Source organism: Thioclava sp. F34-6, from assembly GCF_002213235.1.
Taxonomy (GTDB): Bacteria; Pseudomonadota; Alphaproteobacteria; order Rhodobacterales; family Rhodobacteraceae; genus Thioclava; species Thioclava nitratireducens.
Map to the genome: position 1 here is coordinate 93,214 of NZ_NBOA01000001.1, position 14,819 is coordinate 108,032.

A 14,819-nucleotide genomic window follows, 5' to 3' on the forward strand; every position below is an offset into this window, starting at 1 on the left:
CCGATCATTTGGAAAGGCCGTGCCCCCGGGGCGCGGCCTTTTTCTTTTGGGCGATGGGCGGGGGGCTTTGCCCGGAACAGCCGCGCAGCGGCCCGGGCAGCGCCCGGCCGCCCCCTCGGGCGGGCGCTCTTCCCTCATCGCGCGTGGCGAGGTCGTGCGGATGTGGTGAGATAAAGGGGCAACCGCTGAATGACGCGCGCCCACCCGGCGGTCGGGCGCTGCCCTCCGGCATCCGTGGGCAATACATCTCTCATCGACGTGCTATGACATCCGTTGCATCCCTGCCGCGTCTGCTATGCGGGTGATCTTCTCACTAGCCCTGTCGCGCCATGGCGGATAGAACTCGGGCCACGATTCAGGAGTGCACAATGACCACGCATATTCGCCCCCAGCCCGGTATTATGGACATCGAGCTCTATCAGGGCGGCGCCTCCCATGTGGCGGGGCGCACCGATGCCGTGAAGCTCAGCTCGAACGAGAACCCGTTCGGCCCCTCGGACAAGGCCAAGGACGCGTTCGCGAAATGCGCCCATTCGATGCATCGTTACCCCTCGACCGACCACGGCAAGCTGCGCACGGCCATCGGTGACGTGCACAAGCTCGATCCCGACCGGATCATCTGCGGGGTGGGCTCGGACGAGATCATCCACTTCCTGTGCCAGGCCTATGTCGGCGCGCGCGACGAGGTGATTTTCACCGAGCACGGCTTCCTGATGTATCGCATCTCGACCATGGCCGCGGGCGGCACGCCGATCGAGGTGAAAGAGCGCGACCGCACGACCGATGTCGATGCGATCCTGAGCGCCTGCACCAAGAAGACCAAGCTCGTCTTCCTCGCCAATCCGAACAACCCGACCGGCACGATGATCCAGCTGGCGGAGCTGGAGCGGCTGGCGGCGGGCCTGCCGAAAGGCGCGCTGCTGGTGATCGACGGCGCTTATGCAGAATATGTCGAAGGCTATGACGGCGGGGCGGAGCTGGCGACACGCCTGCCCAACGTCTTCATGACGCGGACCTTCTCGAAGATTTACGGTCTCGGCGGGCTGCGCGTCGGCTGGGGCTACGGGTCGCGCGAAGTGATCGACGTGCTCAACCGTATCCGTGGTCCGTTCAACCTCTCGACCGCGCAGCAGGAGACGGCAGAGGCCGCCGTGCGCGATCAGGACTGGGTCACGAAATGCCGCGACGACAATACGCGCCTGCGCGCGTGGCTCGCAGAAGCGTTGGCGGAAAAAGGCGTTCCGTCAGATACTTCCACGGCGAACTTCATCCTTGCGCGTCTGGCTTCCGAGCAGGAAGCGGCCGATTGTGATACCTACCTGAAATCCGAAGGCATCATCGTGCGCCGGGTCGCCGGCTATAACCTGCCCAACTGCCTGCGCATCACCGTGGGTGACGAACCCTCGTGCCGCCGCGTCGCGCATCTGATCGGCGTCTTCAAGGCAGGCGGGATCGAGGTGCCCAGATGAGCCAACTCTACCAGCGGGTCGCGCTGATCGGGCTCGGCCTGATCGCCTCGTCGATGGCGCATGCGATGCGTGAAAAGGGTCTGGCGGGCGAGATCGTCGGTCACGCGCGCTCTGCCGAGACGCGTGACACCGCGCTGGAGATCGGGCTGGTCGATGCCGTCTACGAGACCGCCGCCGAGGCGGTCGCGGGCGCCGATCTGGTTGTGCTCTGCGTGCCGGTCGGTGCGATGGACAAGATCGCCGAAGAGATCGCCGCGCATCTCGCTCCTGGCGCGACCGTCACCGATGTGGGCTCGGTCAAGCGCGCGGTGATCGACGCGGTCGGCCCGCACATGCCCGACGGTGTGCATTTCATCCCCGGCCACCCGCTGGCGGGGACCGAGCAATCCGGCCCGCGCTCGGGCTTTGCCACGCTGTTCGCCAATCGCTGGTGGCTGTTCACGCCGATCGAGGGCACCGACTCCGAGGCGCTGACCCGGCTCAAAACGCTGGTCGAGGCGATGGGTGCCAATACCGACGAGATGGCGCCCGATCACCATGATCTCGTCCTGTCGGTCGTGTCGCACACGCCGCACCTGATCGCCTACACGATGGTGGGCGTGGCGGATCATCTTCGTCGTGTAACCCACGAGGAAGTCATCAAATATTCCGCCACGGGTTTTCGCGATTTCACCCGGATCGCGGCCTCGGACCCGACGATGTGGCGCGACGTCTTCCTGACCAACAAGGAAGCGACGCTCGACATCCTCGGCCGCTTCACCGAGGAGCTGTTCATGCTGCAACGCGCGATCCGCATGGGCGATGGCGACATGCTGCACGACTATTTCACGCGCACGCGCGCGATCCGTCGCGGCATCATCGAGGCGGGTCAGGATACGGATGCGCCCGATTTCGGCCGCGGCGCGCCGAAGAAAGACGCGTAAGGCGCGCGCGGGCAGGCGGCCCGCGCCCTACTGCCCGCCCCGTGTTTCACTGCCGTTGCGCGACCAGTTGCGGTGCGGGGCCCAGCGGCACCGGACCGAGGCTCATCTGCCCGTCCTTGAAAATCAGCGGCACTTCCAGCGCGCCGTCGGGGTTCTTCGCGGCCAGCATTGCGCCTATCCCGGTGACGAGTTTCACCTCGTCCTTTCCGATCAGCCCCATGCCCTGCGCGATGCCGACCCAGTTGCGCCACGAGGCAGAGCGGATCGTCAGCGTGCCGTCTGGATAGCCAGAGGGATCGACGGTCAGGTTGCCCTCGACCGAGACGTCGTTATCGCCCCAGCTCAGCGACAGGTCCGAGATCGCGAATGTCATCAGACCCGGCAGTCCTGCCTCCAGCGCGCTTTGGTCGATCGGCTCCCGCGTGCCCATGAGCGCGTCGAAATGGAGGCGCGTGATCGTGTCGGGCAGCGTGCCCTTCGGGTCGATCCGCTCGAGCAGATCGGCCGGCAGTTTCAGTTTCTTGGCTTCCGCGCCCAGACGATAGGCGGCGGCGGGCATCACCAGATCGGCGGCTTGGGCCGAGGCGCCGATCGCGCCCTGCGCCTTGTCCTTGCGCGCGATGGCGAGGCGCAGCTGATCGGCCGAAAGCTCCGGCTTGGCGGCCCCCTGGGGCGTCAGCGCGGGGGACGCGACCACGGCGACCGCGTTTTCCAGCGGCAGCGCGGTCGAATAGCCCACCGTCATCGAGGCGCGCATGTCGTGTTGCGTCAGGCGGTAGGTCTTGTCGCCCAGATGCAGCATCTGGCCCGAGGGCAGGTAGGCGATCACCTTGTTGGGCTCATATCCCAGCGCGAAGATTTGCGCGAAGGGGGCGCTCCAGCGCCACAGGCCGCCCCGATCCTTCAGTTCCGGCTTGTCGAAGGTCAGATCGAAGCGCGAGGGGAAGCCCGCCAGCGAGACCGATTGCGCATCGCCCCAACCTTCCTGCCGGGCCTGTGCGAGCATGTCGCGCGCGCCGTTCTCGATCTTGTGCGCGCCGTAGAACCAGTAGCCGCAATAGGCCAGCGTCGCGACCAGCACCAGAATGATCAGTTTGCGCATCGTAGCCTCTTTGCAAAACGGGTGAACCCCATGTAAGCCCTGAGCCCATGCAGGACCAGAGCGACGACAACAGGATCTGGGTCTTCGGCTACGGCTCGCTGATCTGGAACCCCGGCTTCGATTTCGACGAACGGATGCTTGCCCGCGCGCCGGGTTGGGAGCGCAGCTTCTGCATGCGCTCGCTGGTGCATCGCGGCACGCCCGAGGCGCCGGGACTGGTGCTGGCGCTCGACGAGGGGCAGGGCGCCTGCGCGGGGCTCGCCTTCGCGGTGAAGCCCGGACAGGAAGACGAGGTCATGACCTACCTGCGCGAGCGCGAGCTGGTGACCGCGGCCTATCTGGAACGAGAAATTGATGTCGATCTGGATGACGGGCGGAGCGTGCGCGCCGTGACCTACGTGATCGACCGCCATCACGACCAATATTGCGGTGGCCTCAGCGATGACGAGCAGGCCCGGATCATCGCCTCTGCCACCGGCGGGCGCGGTCCGAACCGTGATTATCTGTTCAATACTGCCCAGCATCTTCACGAATTGGGCATTCCCGACCCCCATCTTGATGCATTGGTGGCACGGCTGCGTGTCTTGTCGCGATAGGCCTTGGCGAAGGGCTGCGCCGTCGCTAGGCTCTGCGCAAACAGGCAAGAGGGGCAATGATGCAAGAGCCGATCCGGCTGGAGCCGCAATTCTCACAACCCGTGCGTCAGGTGATCCTGATGCTTCTGGTGCTCGGCTTGGTCGCTGCGGGAGGCTACTTCGCCTATTCGCGCATCTTCCCGATTTTCCTCGCCAATCCCTGGCTGAACGGGGTGATCCTCGCGGTCTTCGTCTTCGGCATCCTCGCCTGCTTCTGGCAGGTGGTGCAGCTGGTCAAGGCGGTGAACTGGATCGAGAGCTTCGCCGCCGATCGTCCGGGCCGTCCGCAGGTGCGCGCGCCGTCGATGCTGGCGCCGCTCGCAGCCCTTCTGGGCTCGCGCGAGGCGCGCCGCGCGGTGTCGTCCTCCTCCGGCCGCTCGATCCTCGAATCCGTCGCGACCCGGATCGACGAGGCGCGCGACATCACCCGTTACATCGCGGGGCTGCTGATCTTCCTCGGCCTACTGGGGACGTTTTACGGCCTCGCAACCACCGTCCCTGCCGTGGTGGAGACGATCCGCGCGCTCGCACCGAAGGAAGGCGAGAGCGCGATCGGCGTGTTCGACAATCTGATGACGGGGCTCGAAGCGCAGCTGGGCGGCATGGGCACGGCGTTCTCCTCGTCGCTTCTGGGTCTTGCGGGCTCGCTGGTGATCGGCTTGCTGGAACTGTTCGCGAGCCACGGTCAGAATCGCTTCTACCGCGAGCTGGAGGAATGGATTTCTTCGATCACGCGGCTGTCCTTCACCGCGCTTGAAGGGGGCGATGGCGAAAGCTCTATGGTGGCGGGCGTCCTCGATCACATGTCCGAGCAGATGGACCAGATCCAGACGCTGTTCGTGCGCTCCGATGCCGGACGCGTGCAGACCGAGGCGCGCATCGCGCATCTGTCGAACGCGATCCACGACCTGTCGGAACGGCTCTCGGCGGAGATGGATGCGCGCAACCGCCAGCAAGGCGCGCTGCAGCAGATGGCGGAGGGGCAGGAGCGGCTGATCGGCGCGCTAGATCACCTCGCGCAGCGCACGGCCGAAGGGGCCCCCGAGGCAGAGGCGCTGATGGAGACCCGGATGCGGCTGCGCTCGATCGATCAGCAGATGATGCGGATGCTCGAGGAAGTCAGCGCCGGGCGGCAGGAAAGCATGGCCGAGCTGCGCCATGATTTCGCAGGTCTCACCCGGGCGATCCTCGGCTACAAACCGCATCGCGAGGAGTAATTTATGGCTCTGGCACGGCGCGGCGGCAATCGGTTCTCGACCAACATCTGGCCGGGTTTCGTCGATGCGATGACGGCGCTTCTTCTGGTCCTGATGTTCGTGCTGTCGATCTTCATGATCGTGCAATCGGTTCTGCGCGACACGCTGAGCACCAAGGAAGGCGAGCTGATCCAGCTCAACGAGCAGGTCTCGAACCTCGCCAAGGCGCTGTCGCTGCAACAGACGAAGACGCAGCAACTGACGGGCGAGCTGGAGAACGCGAAGGACAAGGCCGATCAGCAGGATTCGCTGATCGCCACGCTGACCTCGCAGCTCGATGACCGGAAGGCCGCGCTGGCGGATGCGAAACAGAAGATTACAGAATTCGAAGCCCGCGTCGCGCAACTCGTGGGCGAGCGCAACGCCGCCCAGCAGGATGCGAGCGCCAAGGCCGACGAGATCCGGCTGAGCAAGGAAACCATCGCCGATCTGCGCGACAAGCTGACGAAATCGGGCGACGAGGTCGCGGCGATGACGCTGCAACTCGAAGAGGCACGCAAGAAAGCCGAGGACACGTTGACCAAGCTCGCCGCCGCGCAGACCGCGAAGGCCGATCTGGAAAAGCAGCTGGGCAAGCAGCTCTCGGAGGCCGAGAAGCAAGCCGCGCTGAAGGCCACTGCGCAGAAGGCGCTGGCCGATCAGCAGGCGATCTCGGAGGGCGCGCAGAAGAAGGTGGCGCTGCTCAATCAGCAGGTCGCGGCTTTGCGCAGCCAGCTTGCGCAGCTTCAGAATGTGCTCGACGAGGCGCAGCAGAAGGATGCCGAGGCCAAGGTGCAGCTCGACAACCTCGGACAACAGCTGAACGCGGCGCTCGCCCGCGCGGCGTCGGAGGAAAAGAAACGTGCCGATCTGCAGGAGAAACTGCGCAAGGAAGCAGAGGCCAAGGCGAAGGATTTGCAGAACTACCGCTCGGAATTCTTCGGCAAGCTGTCGCAGCTTCTGAAGGGCAAGCAGGGCGTGAAGGTGGAAGGCGACCGCTTCGTCTTCTCCTCCGAGGTGCTCTTCGCGCCGGCTTCGGCCACGCTGTCGGATGCGGGCCGCGCGCAGATCAAGCAGGTCACGGCGCTGCTCGATCAGCTGCGCGGGGAAATCCCGAGCGACATCCCGTGGATCATCCGCGTCGACGGCCATACCGACGACACGCCGCTGTCGGGACAGGGCGAGTTCAAGGATAACTGGGAACTGAGTCAGGCACGCGCGCTTTCGGTGGTGAAATACATGGTGGACAGCCTCGGCTTCCCGCCGGATCGGCTCGCCGCTGCCGGGTTCGCGCAGTTCGACCCGGTGAACACCGCCGACACGCCCGAGGCGCGCGCCCAGAACCGCCGGATCGAGTTGAAGCTGACCGAGCGCTGAGGCGCGAGGGACAAAAGAAAAGGCTGCCGGGCGATGCCTCGGCAGCCTTTCGCGTTCCGTGTCACCTGAGAGGGCTCAATGCCCCTGTGTCATCTCGCCTTTCGCCATCGCCAGATGGTGCGGCTGATGATGCGCGCCGACCGTCAGGATGCCGATGAAGCCGAGCGCGCGGATTTTCTGCGCATCCGCCCCGGTCACGGTGAGCGCGCTGCCGCCGGGGATTTCCTCGGCTCTCATTTCCCAGCCCCGAATACCGTTCATCGTCGCGACATGGGCGGGCACCATTGCGCGGATGGAGGCGGTAACCGCAGGATCGTCCGAGGTAGCCTCGAAGCGCGCACCACCCTCGATGTCGCTCTCGCTGACCTTGGTGTGCAGGGTGACATTGTTCATGTCGATCAGATGCTGGCGCAGCGCCTCGATATCGACGCGGTTCCAATCCGTGTCGGGATCGGCGAGCAGATGGGCCACGATCTCCTGGATCGCAGCGAAAGCGGATTGACCCGGCTCGGTAATCGCGCCCGCTGCCTGCATCCCGGGCATCTGCTCGGGCGCGGTCATGGGCATCTGCCCGTCGGCATGGGCCTCGTCCGGCATCATGTGGTCGTCATGGGCGGGCATGTCCTCGCCGGCGCCCATATGCGCGTGGTCACCCATCTCCGCATCGTCCATCATCATGTGATCGCCCGACATCATGTCATGCGTGTCCCCCTCCGCGCTGCCATCCCCGTGCGCGTAGCTGACGGTGGGCAGCGCCACGAGGGCGAGAATGCTGAGAAAGCGTGTCATGAGTCCTCCGGAGTTTTGCGTTACCCTGTCATCTTTCTTCGGGAATGTCACAGCTTCAGCCTCCGCAGCCGCAACGCGTTGCCGATCACCGAGACCGAGGAGAAGCTCATCGCGAGCGCCGCGATCACCGGCGAGAGCAGCAGGCCGAAGACCGGGTAGAGCACGCCCGCCGCGATCGGCACACCCGCGGTGTTGTAGGCGAAGGCGAAGAACAGGTTCTGGCGGATGTTGCGCATCACGCCCTCGGCCAGACGGCGCGCGCGGACGATGCCGGTCAGGTCGCCCTTGACCAGCGTCAGCCCGGCGCTCTCCACCGCGACATCCGCGCCGGTGCCCATGGCGATGCCGACATCGGCGGCCGCCAGCGCAGGCGCGTCGTTTACCCCGTCACCGGCCATCGCGATGGAGGCGCCGTCCTTGCGCAGCTTGTCGACCAGCGCGGCCTTGTCCTCGGGCGAGACCCCGGCATGGACCTCGTCGATGCCCAGCTCGCGTGCGACGGCCCGGGCGGTGCCCTCGCTGTCGCCGGTGGCCATGACGATCCGCAGCCCCTCGTCGTGGAGCGCGCGAATGGCGTCCGCGGTGGTCTCCTTGATCCGGTCGGCCACCGCGATCACGCCGATCACCGCACCGTCGCGGGCGAGATACATCGCCGTCTTGCCGTCCGATTGCAGACGCTCGACCGTGTCGGACTGGGCGGAGGTATCCGCGCCGATCTGCTTCATCAGGGCCGCATTGCCGAGCGCGATCTGCGCGCCGTCGACGCGGCCCGTGACGCCCTTGCCGGTCACCGCCTCGAAGCCTTCGGCCTCGAGTTTGGGCGCACCTTCCGCGCCTTGCACGATGGCCTCGGCAAGCGGGTGCTCCGATCCGCGTTCCAGCGCGGCGGCGAGCGATTTGACCTCTTCCTCCGAGGCCCCGTCCGCGATCACATCGGTCAGCGCGGGCTTGCCCTCGGTCAGCGTGCCGGTCTTGTCCACGATGAGCGTGTCGACCTTGGCGAAGCGTTCCAGCGCCTCGGCATCGCGGATCAGCACGCCTGCACTCGCGCCGCGCCCGGTGCCCACCATCACCGACATCGGCGTGGCGAGACCCAGCGCGCAGGGGCAGGCGATGATCAGCACCGACACCGCAGCCACGGTCGCATAGCCCAAGGCCGGGGTCGGCCCGAAGGCGAGCCATGCGATGAAGGCGAGGATGGCGCAGGCCACGACGGCGGGCACGAAGTAAAGCGCCACGCGATCGGCCAAGCCTTGGATCGGGGCGCGCGAGCGTTGCGCCTTGCCGACCATCTCGACGATCCGTGAGAGCGTGGTTTCCGAGCCCACGGCCTGCGCCTCCATCACGAAGCTGCCCTGCTTGTTCAGCGTGCCGCCGGTGACCGCATCGCCCTGGGCTTTCTCGACCGGGACCGGCTCGCCCGTGATCATGCTCTCGTCGATGGCGGAGGAGCCTTCCGTGACCACCCCATCGACCGGCACGGTCTCGCCCGGGCGCACGCGCAGCTTGTCGCCCGTCTGTACCTGATCGAGTGGCACGTCCTCGTCACCGTTTTCGCCCACGCGACGCGCGGTTTTCGGCGCGAGGTCCATCAGCGCGCGGATCGCATCTCCGGTCTTCTCACGCGCGGAAAGCTCCATGATCTGGCCGATCAGCACCAGCACGAGGATCACCGCCGAGGCTTCGAAATAGACCGGGGGAAGCCCGTGTTCGTTGAGCATCTCTGCCGGGAAGATTCCCGGCAGCAGAAGGCCCGCGAGCGAAAACAGGTAGGCCGCGAGCGTACCCAGCGCGATCAGCGTCCACATGTTTGGCGAGACGTTCACCACCGATTTCCAGCCACGCACGAAGAAGGGACGCGCGAACCACAGAACCGGCGTCGCCAGCGCGAATTGCAGCCAGAGGAAGGCTTTCGGCCCGATCCAGTCCGCGACGGGCAGCCCGATATGCGCGCCCATCTCCAGCACGAAGACCGCCGCCGCCAGCGGCCCCATGATCCAGAGCCTGCGGCGGAAATCGACAAGCTCGGGGTTCGGGCCGCTATCGGCGGTGGGGCTCATCGGCTCCAGCGCCATGCCGCATTTCGGGCAATCTCCGGGATGATCCTGCACGATCTCGGGATGCATCGGGCAGGTATACTGCGTGCCCTCGGGCATCGGCTTCGCCGCCGGGCGCGCGCCCAGATAATCCTCGGGCCGGGCCTCGAACTTGTGCTGACAGCCTTCGGAGCAGAAATAAAATCGCTCGCCATCGAGCTTGGCCATGTGCTTCGCCGTCGCGCGCTCGACCGACATGCCGCAGACAGGGTCGGTCGCCTTGATGTAGTCATTCGGTTTGGCCACGAACTTGTCGTGACAGCCCTGCGAGCAGAAATGGTAAAGGTGCCCGTCATGCTCGGCGCTGGGTTTGTCGGCATTCGGGTCGACCGTCATGCCGCAAACCGGATCGCGCGTGATTGCGTCGGTGGTTTCCTTGGTATGATGGGCGTGCTGCGGTGTCATCCGTTCATCCTTTCGGCAACTTCGCCCCATCAGATAGGGCTTCCAGTAGCTGGAGGGTCAAGAGCCTGATTGATCTTTCCACGCCAACCTTCGATCGCGTGGCGCCGTTCCCGCATTTCTCACGCGAGCGTGACTTTTGCCTCCAGCCGCTGGAAGGTTTATATGTGTCGCAGGAGGCACGCGCTCATGAATATCGGAACCGCCGCGACGCAGGCCGGGCTGCCGGTCAAAACGATCCGCTATTACGAGGATATCGGCCTGATTTCGCCGGATCGGCGGGCCAATGGCTACCGGGATTTCTCGGAAAGCTGCGTGGAGCAGCTGCGGCTTCTGGCGCAGGCGCGTCACCTTGGGTTCTCGCTCGAGGAATGTCGCCGCCTTCTTGCGCTGAGCGCCGATGAGGGACGGGCCAGCCGCGATGTACGCGCGCTGGCGCAGGAAAACCTCGAAGCGGTGCGCGAGAAGATCGCGTCGCTCGCTGCGTTGGAGTCCCGGCTCGAACATTTGATCGCGCAATGCCACGGCGACGATGCGCCCGATTGCGCGATCCTCGACGACCTGATGGGACTGCGCGGGAATTGACAGCCGCGTCAGAGCCCATCAGATAGAGGGCAGGGAGAAACCGGGAGAGCCATGCGCAAAGCGCTGCATATCGTGATGATCGCACTGGTCTGCTTGATCGGTCTGTCGCAGTTGGGCGCGCCCGCTGCCGCGATGACACATGCACGCGCGATGGACGCGGTGGACACGGTCGCCATGAGCGACTGTGCGGCCTGTCCCGACACCCATCACGATGCGGGACCGATGCAGGACCAGTCCTGTCCCCATGCCCAGATGATGGTCTCTGCCGGGCTCGATCACGCGCCGGAATTCTCTCTGAGCCGCGCCGACCTGTCGATGACGCTCCGTCCTGCGGAGACGCCCGCACCCTTGGCGCATGAGCCGCAACTCGACCTTCCTCCGCCCCGTATCTGATCGATCACACCGTCGCTGGCCCCCGAGGGGGCTCGTCTGTCGCGTCCGTGCAAAGGACGCATGATCGAACAGGATACCCTGATGAAACGCTACATACTTTCTGCCGTCGTCGTCGCGGCCCTCGCTGCGGGCGGCTGGCTCGTTCTGCAGCCCGACACCGCGACCGAGGCGGAGGCTGCGCCCGCACGGGGCGAACCGCTTGTCTCTGTCTCCCTGCCGAACACGCTCTCCGAGCAGGCCCAGATGGGCAAACGCGCATTTGATGCGACATGCGCCGCCTGTCATGGCGCGAATGCCACGGGCAAGATGGGCTTCGGCCCGCCCCTCGTACACAAGATCTACGAACCCTCCCATCACGGCGACATGGCCTTCCAGGCCGCCGTTCAGACCGGGGTGCGGGCGCATCATTGGCGCTTCGGCAACATGCCCCCGCAAGAGGGCCTGACCCGCGGCGATGTCGCGAATATCGTCGCTTACGTACGCGAATTGCAGCGTGCCAACGGGATCGAGTGAGATGCGGAACTTCCAACTGACCCGCCGTGCGGTTCTCGCAGGGATGGGTGCGTCGGCGCTGACCGCGCGTGCAGGAGGGGCGGCCACCGCCCCGACGCTGCTCACCGCACAGGTGGCCAAGGCCCAGATCGCCCCCGAGGGCTATCCGCAGACCGAGGTCTGGTCCTATGACGGCACGCTGCCCGGGCCGCAGCTTCGGGTGGCCCAAGGCGTGCGGCTGCAACGCCGCTTCGTCAACAAGCTCGCCGTGCCAAGCTCTGTGCATTGGCACGGCATCCGCATCGACAATGCGATGGATGGCGTGGCCGGGCTGACGCAGGACGCCGTGCCGCCCGGCCAGACCTTCGACTATGATTTCCGTGTGCCGGACGCGGGCACCTATTGGTATCACGCGCATACCAAGTCTATGGAGCAGGTCGCGCGGGGTCTCTCCGGTGCGCTGATCGTCGAGGAGCCGGAGGCGCCAGATGTCGATCGCGACGAGGTGCTGTTGCTCGACGATTGGCTGCTCGACCCCGATACTGCGCAGCTGGAGCCGGATTTCACCCATCCGATGGACCTCAGCCATGGCGGGCGTTTCGGTAATCTAGTGGGCACCAACGGGCATTACGCCCTGACCCTGACGGCGAAGCGCCATGAACGGTTACGCCTGCGGCTGATCAATGCCGCCAATGCGCGGATTTTCGTGCTGCGCCTGACCGGGCTTTCGGGCTGGCAGGTGGCCCTCGACGGGATGCCGCTGCCTGCGCCGGAGGCTATTCCCGAGGAACTGGTGCTCGCGCCTGCGCAGCGCGTGGACCTGATCGTAGACGTGACCAGCGATGGCGCCGAGGCCGCGATCGAGCGGCTCGGCAATGATCAGCAATGGCAGCGTCAGGTCGGCTTCGCGATCTCGGGCGAGGCCAGCCGAACGCGGCGCGATCCGCCTGCGGCCCTGCCGCCCAATCCGAACATGGCCCCGCCCGATCTGACACAGGCCCGTCCGCTGGAGATGAAGATCGAGGGCGGCGCGATGGGCCGAATGTCACGCAACCGGATGCAGGCCCTGATGCAAAGCGGCAATTTCTGGACGCTGGCCGGTCAGGCCGGAATCGGCGATACGCCGTTCGCGAAGCTGTCGCAGGGCGAACCGGTGCGGCTGCGCTTCGTCAACGATACCGCTTTCCCGCATGCGATGCACCTGCACGGAATGCATTTCCGCGAGCTGCGCGAGGATGGAAGCCTCGGCCCGATGCGCGACACGGTGCTGACGATCCCGGGGCGCAGCCACGAGATCGCCTTCACCGCCGACAACCCCGGCAAGTGGCTTTTGCACTGTCACATGCTGGCCCATGCGGCGGCGGGGATGACGTCCTGGATCGAGGTGGCGTGATGGGGCGGATATTCCTTCTCAGCCTCGCGATCACAGGGGGCGTTGCCCTGTCTCCGGCGGGCGCCAGCTCGCTTGAAGGGCGCGATATCGCACGGGGCAAGCAGCTTTACGCGACCCATTGCGCGAGCTGTCATGGCGCCGATCTTGAGGGGCAGCCGGACTGGCGCGAGGCGGGGCCCGATGGGGTTCTGCCGGCGCCGCCGCATGATGCCACCGGCCACACGTGGCACCACGAGACCGCGTTGCTGTTCGATTACGTCAAGCAGGGCGGGGCGGTAGCTTTGGCCGCGCGTGGGGTCGCCGATTTCCCGAGTGGGATGCCGGGTTTCGGCGGAACGCTGAGCGATGCGGAAATCCTCGACATCCTCGGCTTCATCCGCTCGACATGGCCCGAGCGGATGCAGGCGGTGCAGGCGGCGCGGGACGGGCAGTAGAGGCCGCCTCCGGCGCGATCCGGGAGTTGAAACGGTTCCGGCCATTCGCGAGAGGCGAATGACCGGTGACTGAAGCGCGGCTGTGCGAGGGCCGCGAAGCCCTCGCCGCAGGCTTATTTCGCAATCCGGTCGAGAATCCGCGCCCAGGAGCGGATCCCCTTGTGGAAGCTTTTGACGTCGTATTTCTCGTTCGGCGAGTGGATCGCGTCGTCGTCATTGGCGAACCCGACGAGCATCGCATCCATGCCGAGGATCGACTTGAAGTAATAGCCGATCGGGATCGAGCCGCCCATGCCGACGATCACCGCCTCGCGGTTCCATTCGTCGCTCAGTGCCTGGCGCGCGGCTTCGAATTCCGGGCGCGAGGTGTCCATGACGGAGGCCGGCGCGCCATCGAGATCGTTGTCCCAGGTGATGCGCGCATCGACGGGCAGGCGGTCCTCGACATGTTTACGCAGAACCTTGCGCACATGGGCGGGGTCCATGTCGCCCACCAGACGGCAGGTGATCTTGCAATGCGCCTCGGCCGGAATCACGGTCTTCGAGCCCGCGCCCTGATAACCGCCCCAGAGACCGTTGATCTCCAGCGTCGGACGTGCCCATTGCTGCTCCAGCGTCGTGTAACCCTCTTCGCCGTGCGGCACGGTCATCCCGGCGTGGTGAAGGTATTCCTCCTCGTCGAAGCCGCAGGTCTTCCAGGCCTCGAGCTGCTCCTGAGGCACTTCGTGAACGCCTTCGTAGAAGCCCTCGACGGCGACGCGGCCCTTGTCGTCATGGAAGCTCGCGATCAGTTTGGAAATCTCGCGCAGCGGGTTCAGCGCGGGGCCGCCGTAATGGCCCGAATGCAGGTCGATGCGCGGACCGTGCAGGGTGAATTCGTCTTTCAGCATCCCGCGCAGGCTGCCCGCAATCGAGGGCACGCCGGGGGAGACCATCGAGGTGTCGCAGATCAGCGCCAGATCGCAGGTCAGTTCCTCGCGGTTGTTCTCGAGGAAGGGCACGAGCGAGGGCGAGCCCGATTCTTCCTCGCCTTCAAGAAAGATCACGAGATTGCCAGGCAATTCGCCGTTCACGGCCTTGTAGGCGCGGCAGGCCTCGATGAAGGTCATCAGCTGACCCTTGTCGTCGGAGGCCCCGCGGCCACGGATGACGCGGCCGTTCTCGGTGTCCTCGATGCGCGGCTCGAAGGGGGGCGTGTCCCACAGCTCCAGCGGGTCCACCGGCTGCACGTCGTAGTGGCCGTAGAACAGCAGGCGCGGGCCGTCGCCCTTGGAATGCGCGACCACCATCGGATGGCCCGTGGTCGGGCGGAGCTCCGCGTCGAAGCCAAGCGATTTCAACTCTTTGACGAGCCATTCCGCGGCTTCGTGGGTCTCTTCGCGATAGGCCGGATCGGTCGAGATCGAGCGGATTTTCAGCAGCTCGAACAGCCGCTCCATCGCGGCGTCCAGACCATTGTCGATTTCGGTGAGAACCTCGTTCAGTGCCATGCAG

14 protein-coding genes are annotated in these 14,819 nt (G+C 65.7%); 10 read left to right on the top strand and 4 right to left on the bottom strand.

Going from position 1 to position 14,819, the window contains the following annotated elements; genetic code table 11:
• Positions 1-368: 368 nt before the first annotated feature.
• Positions 369-1,469 carry a histidinol-phosphate transaminase gene (gene hisC / locus B6V72_RS00430; protein WP_075775098.1) on the top strand — a complete coding sequence of 367 codons (1,101 nt, stop codon included), beginning with the start codon at positions 369-371 and terminating at the stop codon, positions 1,467-1,469.
• Positions 1,466-2,392, top strand: a complete 927-nt coding sequence (locus tag B6V72_RS00435) for a prephenate/arogenate dehydrogenase family protein (RefSeq protein WP_088724454.1) — start codon at positions 1,466-1,468, stop codon at positions 2,390-2,392. The genes hisC and B6V72_RS00435 overlap by 4 nt, the downstream gene beginning before the upstream one ends.
• Positions 2,393-2,438: 46 nt before the next feature.
• Here the strand turns inward: B6V72_RS00435 and B6V72_RS00440 are convergent, their stop codons facing one another.
• Positions 2,439-3,494, bottom strand: a complete 1,056-nt coding sequence (locus tag B6V72_RS00440) for a DUF2125 domain-containing protein (protein WP_088734141.1) — start codon at positions 3,492-3,494, stop codon at positions 2,439-2,441.
• 47 nt (positions 3,495-3,541) lie between these two features.
• On the opposite strand from B6V72_RS00440, the gene B6V72_RS00445 reads away from it, so the two are divergent.
• Genes B6V72_RS00445 through B6V72_RS00455 form a run of 3 tightly spaced genes read left to right on the top strand, consistent with a single transcriptional unit; the run spans position 3,542 to position 6,741 of the window.
• Positions 3,542-4,090, top strand: a complete 549-nt coding sequence (locus B6V72_RS00445; RefSeq protein WP_240497661.1) for a gamma-glutamylcyclotransferase — start codon at positions 3,542-3,544, stop codon at positions 4,088-4,090.
• A 59-nt stretch (positions 4,091-4,149) separates the two neighbouring features.
• Positions 4,150-5,346: a biopolymer transporter ExbB gene (locus B6V72_RS00450; RefSeq protein ID WP_088719347.1), complete on the top strand. Its 1,197-nt coding sequence runs from the start codon at positions 4,150-4,152 to the stop codon at positions 5,344-5,346.
• A gap of 3 nt (positions 5,347-5,349) precedes the next feature.
• Positions 5,350-6,741, top strand: coding sequence for a peptidoglycan -binding protein (locus B6V72_RS00455; RefSeq protein WP_088718418.1), 1,392 nt, complete (start codon positions 5,350-5,352; stop codon positions 6,739-6,741).
• Between the two features lie 75 nt (positions 6,742-6,816).
• Here the strand turns inward: B6V72_RS00455 and B6V72_RS00460 are convergent, their stop codons facing one another.
• Both B6V72_RS00460 and B6V72_RS00465 read right to left on the bottom strand, forming a co-directional pair.
• Positions 6,817-7,530 (bottom strand): hypothetical protein, encoded by a 714-nt coding sequence (locus B6V72_RS00460; protein ID WP_088734143.1) that lies wholly within the window; start codon positions 7,528-7,530, stop codon positions 6,817-6,819.
• A 47-nt stretch (positions 7,531-7,577) separates the two neighbouring features.
• Entirely contained in the window at positions 7,578-10,031 is a 2,454-nt protein-coding gene (locus B6V72_RS00465) for a heavy metal translocating P-type ATPase (RefSeq protein ID WP_088724452.1), read from the bottom strand.
• A 186-nt stretch (positions 10,032-10,217) separates the two neighbouring features.
• Here B6V72_RS00465 and B6V72_RS00470 point away from each other — a divergent pair, with 186 nt between their 5' ends.
• The 5 genes from B6V72_RS00470 (at position 10,218) to B6V72_RS00490 (ending at position 13,325) form a co-directional block, all read left to right on the top strand.
• The gene (locus tag B6V72_RS00470) at positions 10,218-10,613 is read left to right on the top strand and encodes a MerR family transcriptional regulator (RefSeq protein ID WP_075775092.1); all 396 of its coding nucleotides are present in this window, start codon (positions 10,218-10,220) and stop codon (positions 10,611-10,613) included.
• A gap of 51 nt (positions 10,614-10,664) precedes the next feature.
• Positions 10,665-11,006, top strand: a complete 342-nt coding sequence (locus B6V72_RS00475; RefSeq protein ID WP_088734145.1) for a hypothetical protein — start codon at positions 10,665-10,667, stop codon at positions 11,004-11,006.
• Positions 11,007-11,087: 81 nt separating this feature from the next.
• Entirely contained in the window at positions 11,088-11,519 is a 432-nt protein-coding gene (locus B6V72_RS00480; protein WP_088723389.1) for a cytochrome c, read from the top strand.
• Between the two features lies 1 nt (position 11,520).
• Positions 11,521-12,891: a multicopper oxidase family protein gene (locus B6V72_RS00485; protein ID WP_088734147.1), complete on the top strand. Its 1,371-nt coding sequence runs from the start codon at positions 11,521-11,523 to the stop codon at positions 12,889-12,891.
• Entirely contained in the window at positions 12,891-13,325 is a 435-nt protein-coding gene (locus B6V72_RS00490; RefSeq protein WP_088734149.1) for a c-type cytochrome, read from the top strand. Before B6V72_RS00485 ends, B6V72_RS00490 begins: the two co-directional genes overlap by 1 nt.
• 113 nt (positions 13,326-13,438) lie before the next feature.
• Here the strand turns inward: B6V72_RS00490 and B6V72_RS00495 are convergent, their stop codons facing one another.
• Positions 13,439-14,815, bottom strand: coding sequence for a dipeptidase (locus tag B6V72_RS00495; RefSeq protein ID WP_088724449.1), 1,377 nt, complete (start codon positions 14,813-14,815; stop codon positions 13,439-13,441).
• Between the last annotated feature and the right edge of the window lie 4 nt (positions 14,816-14,819).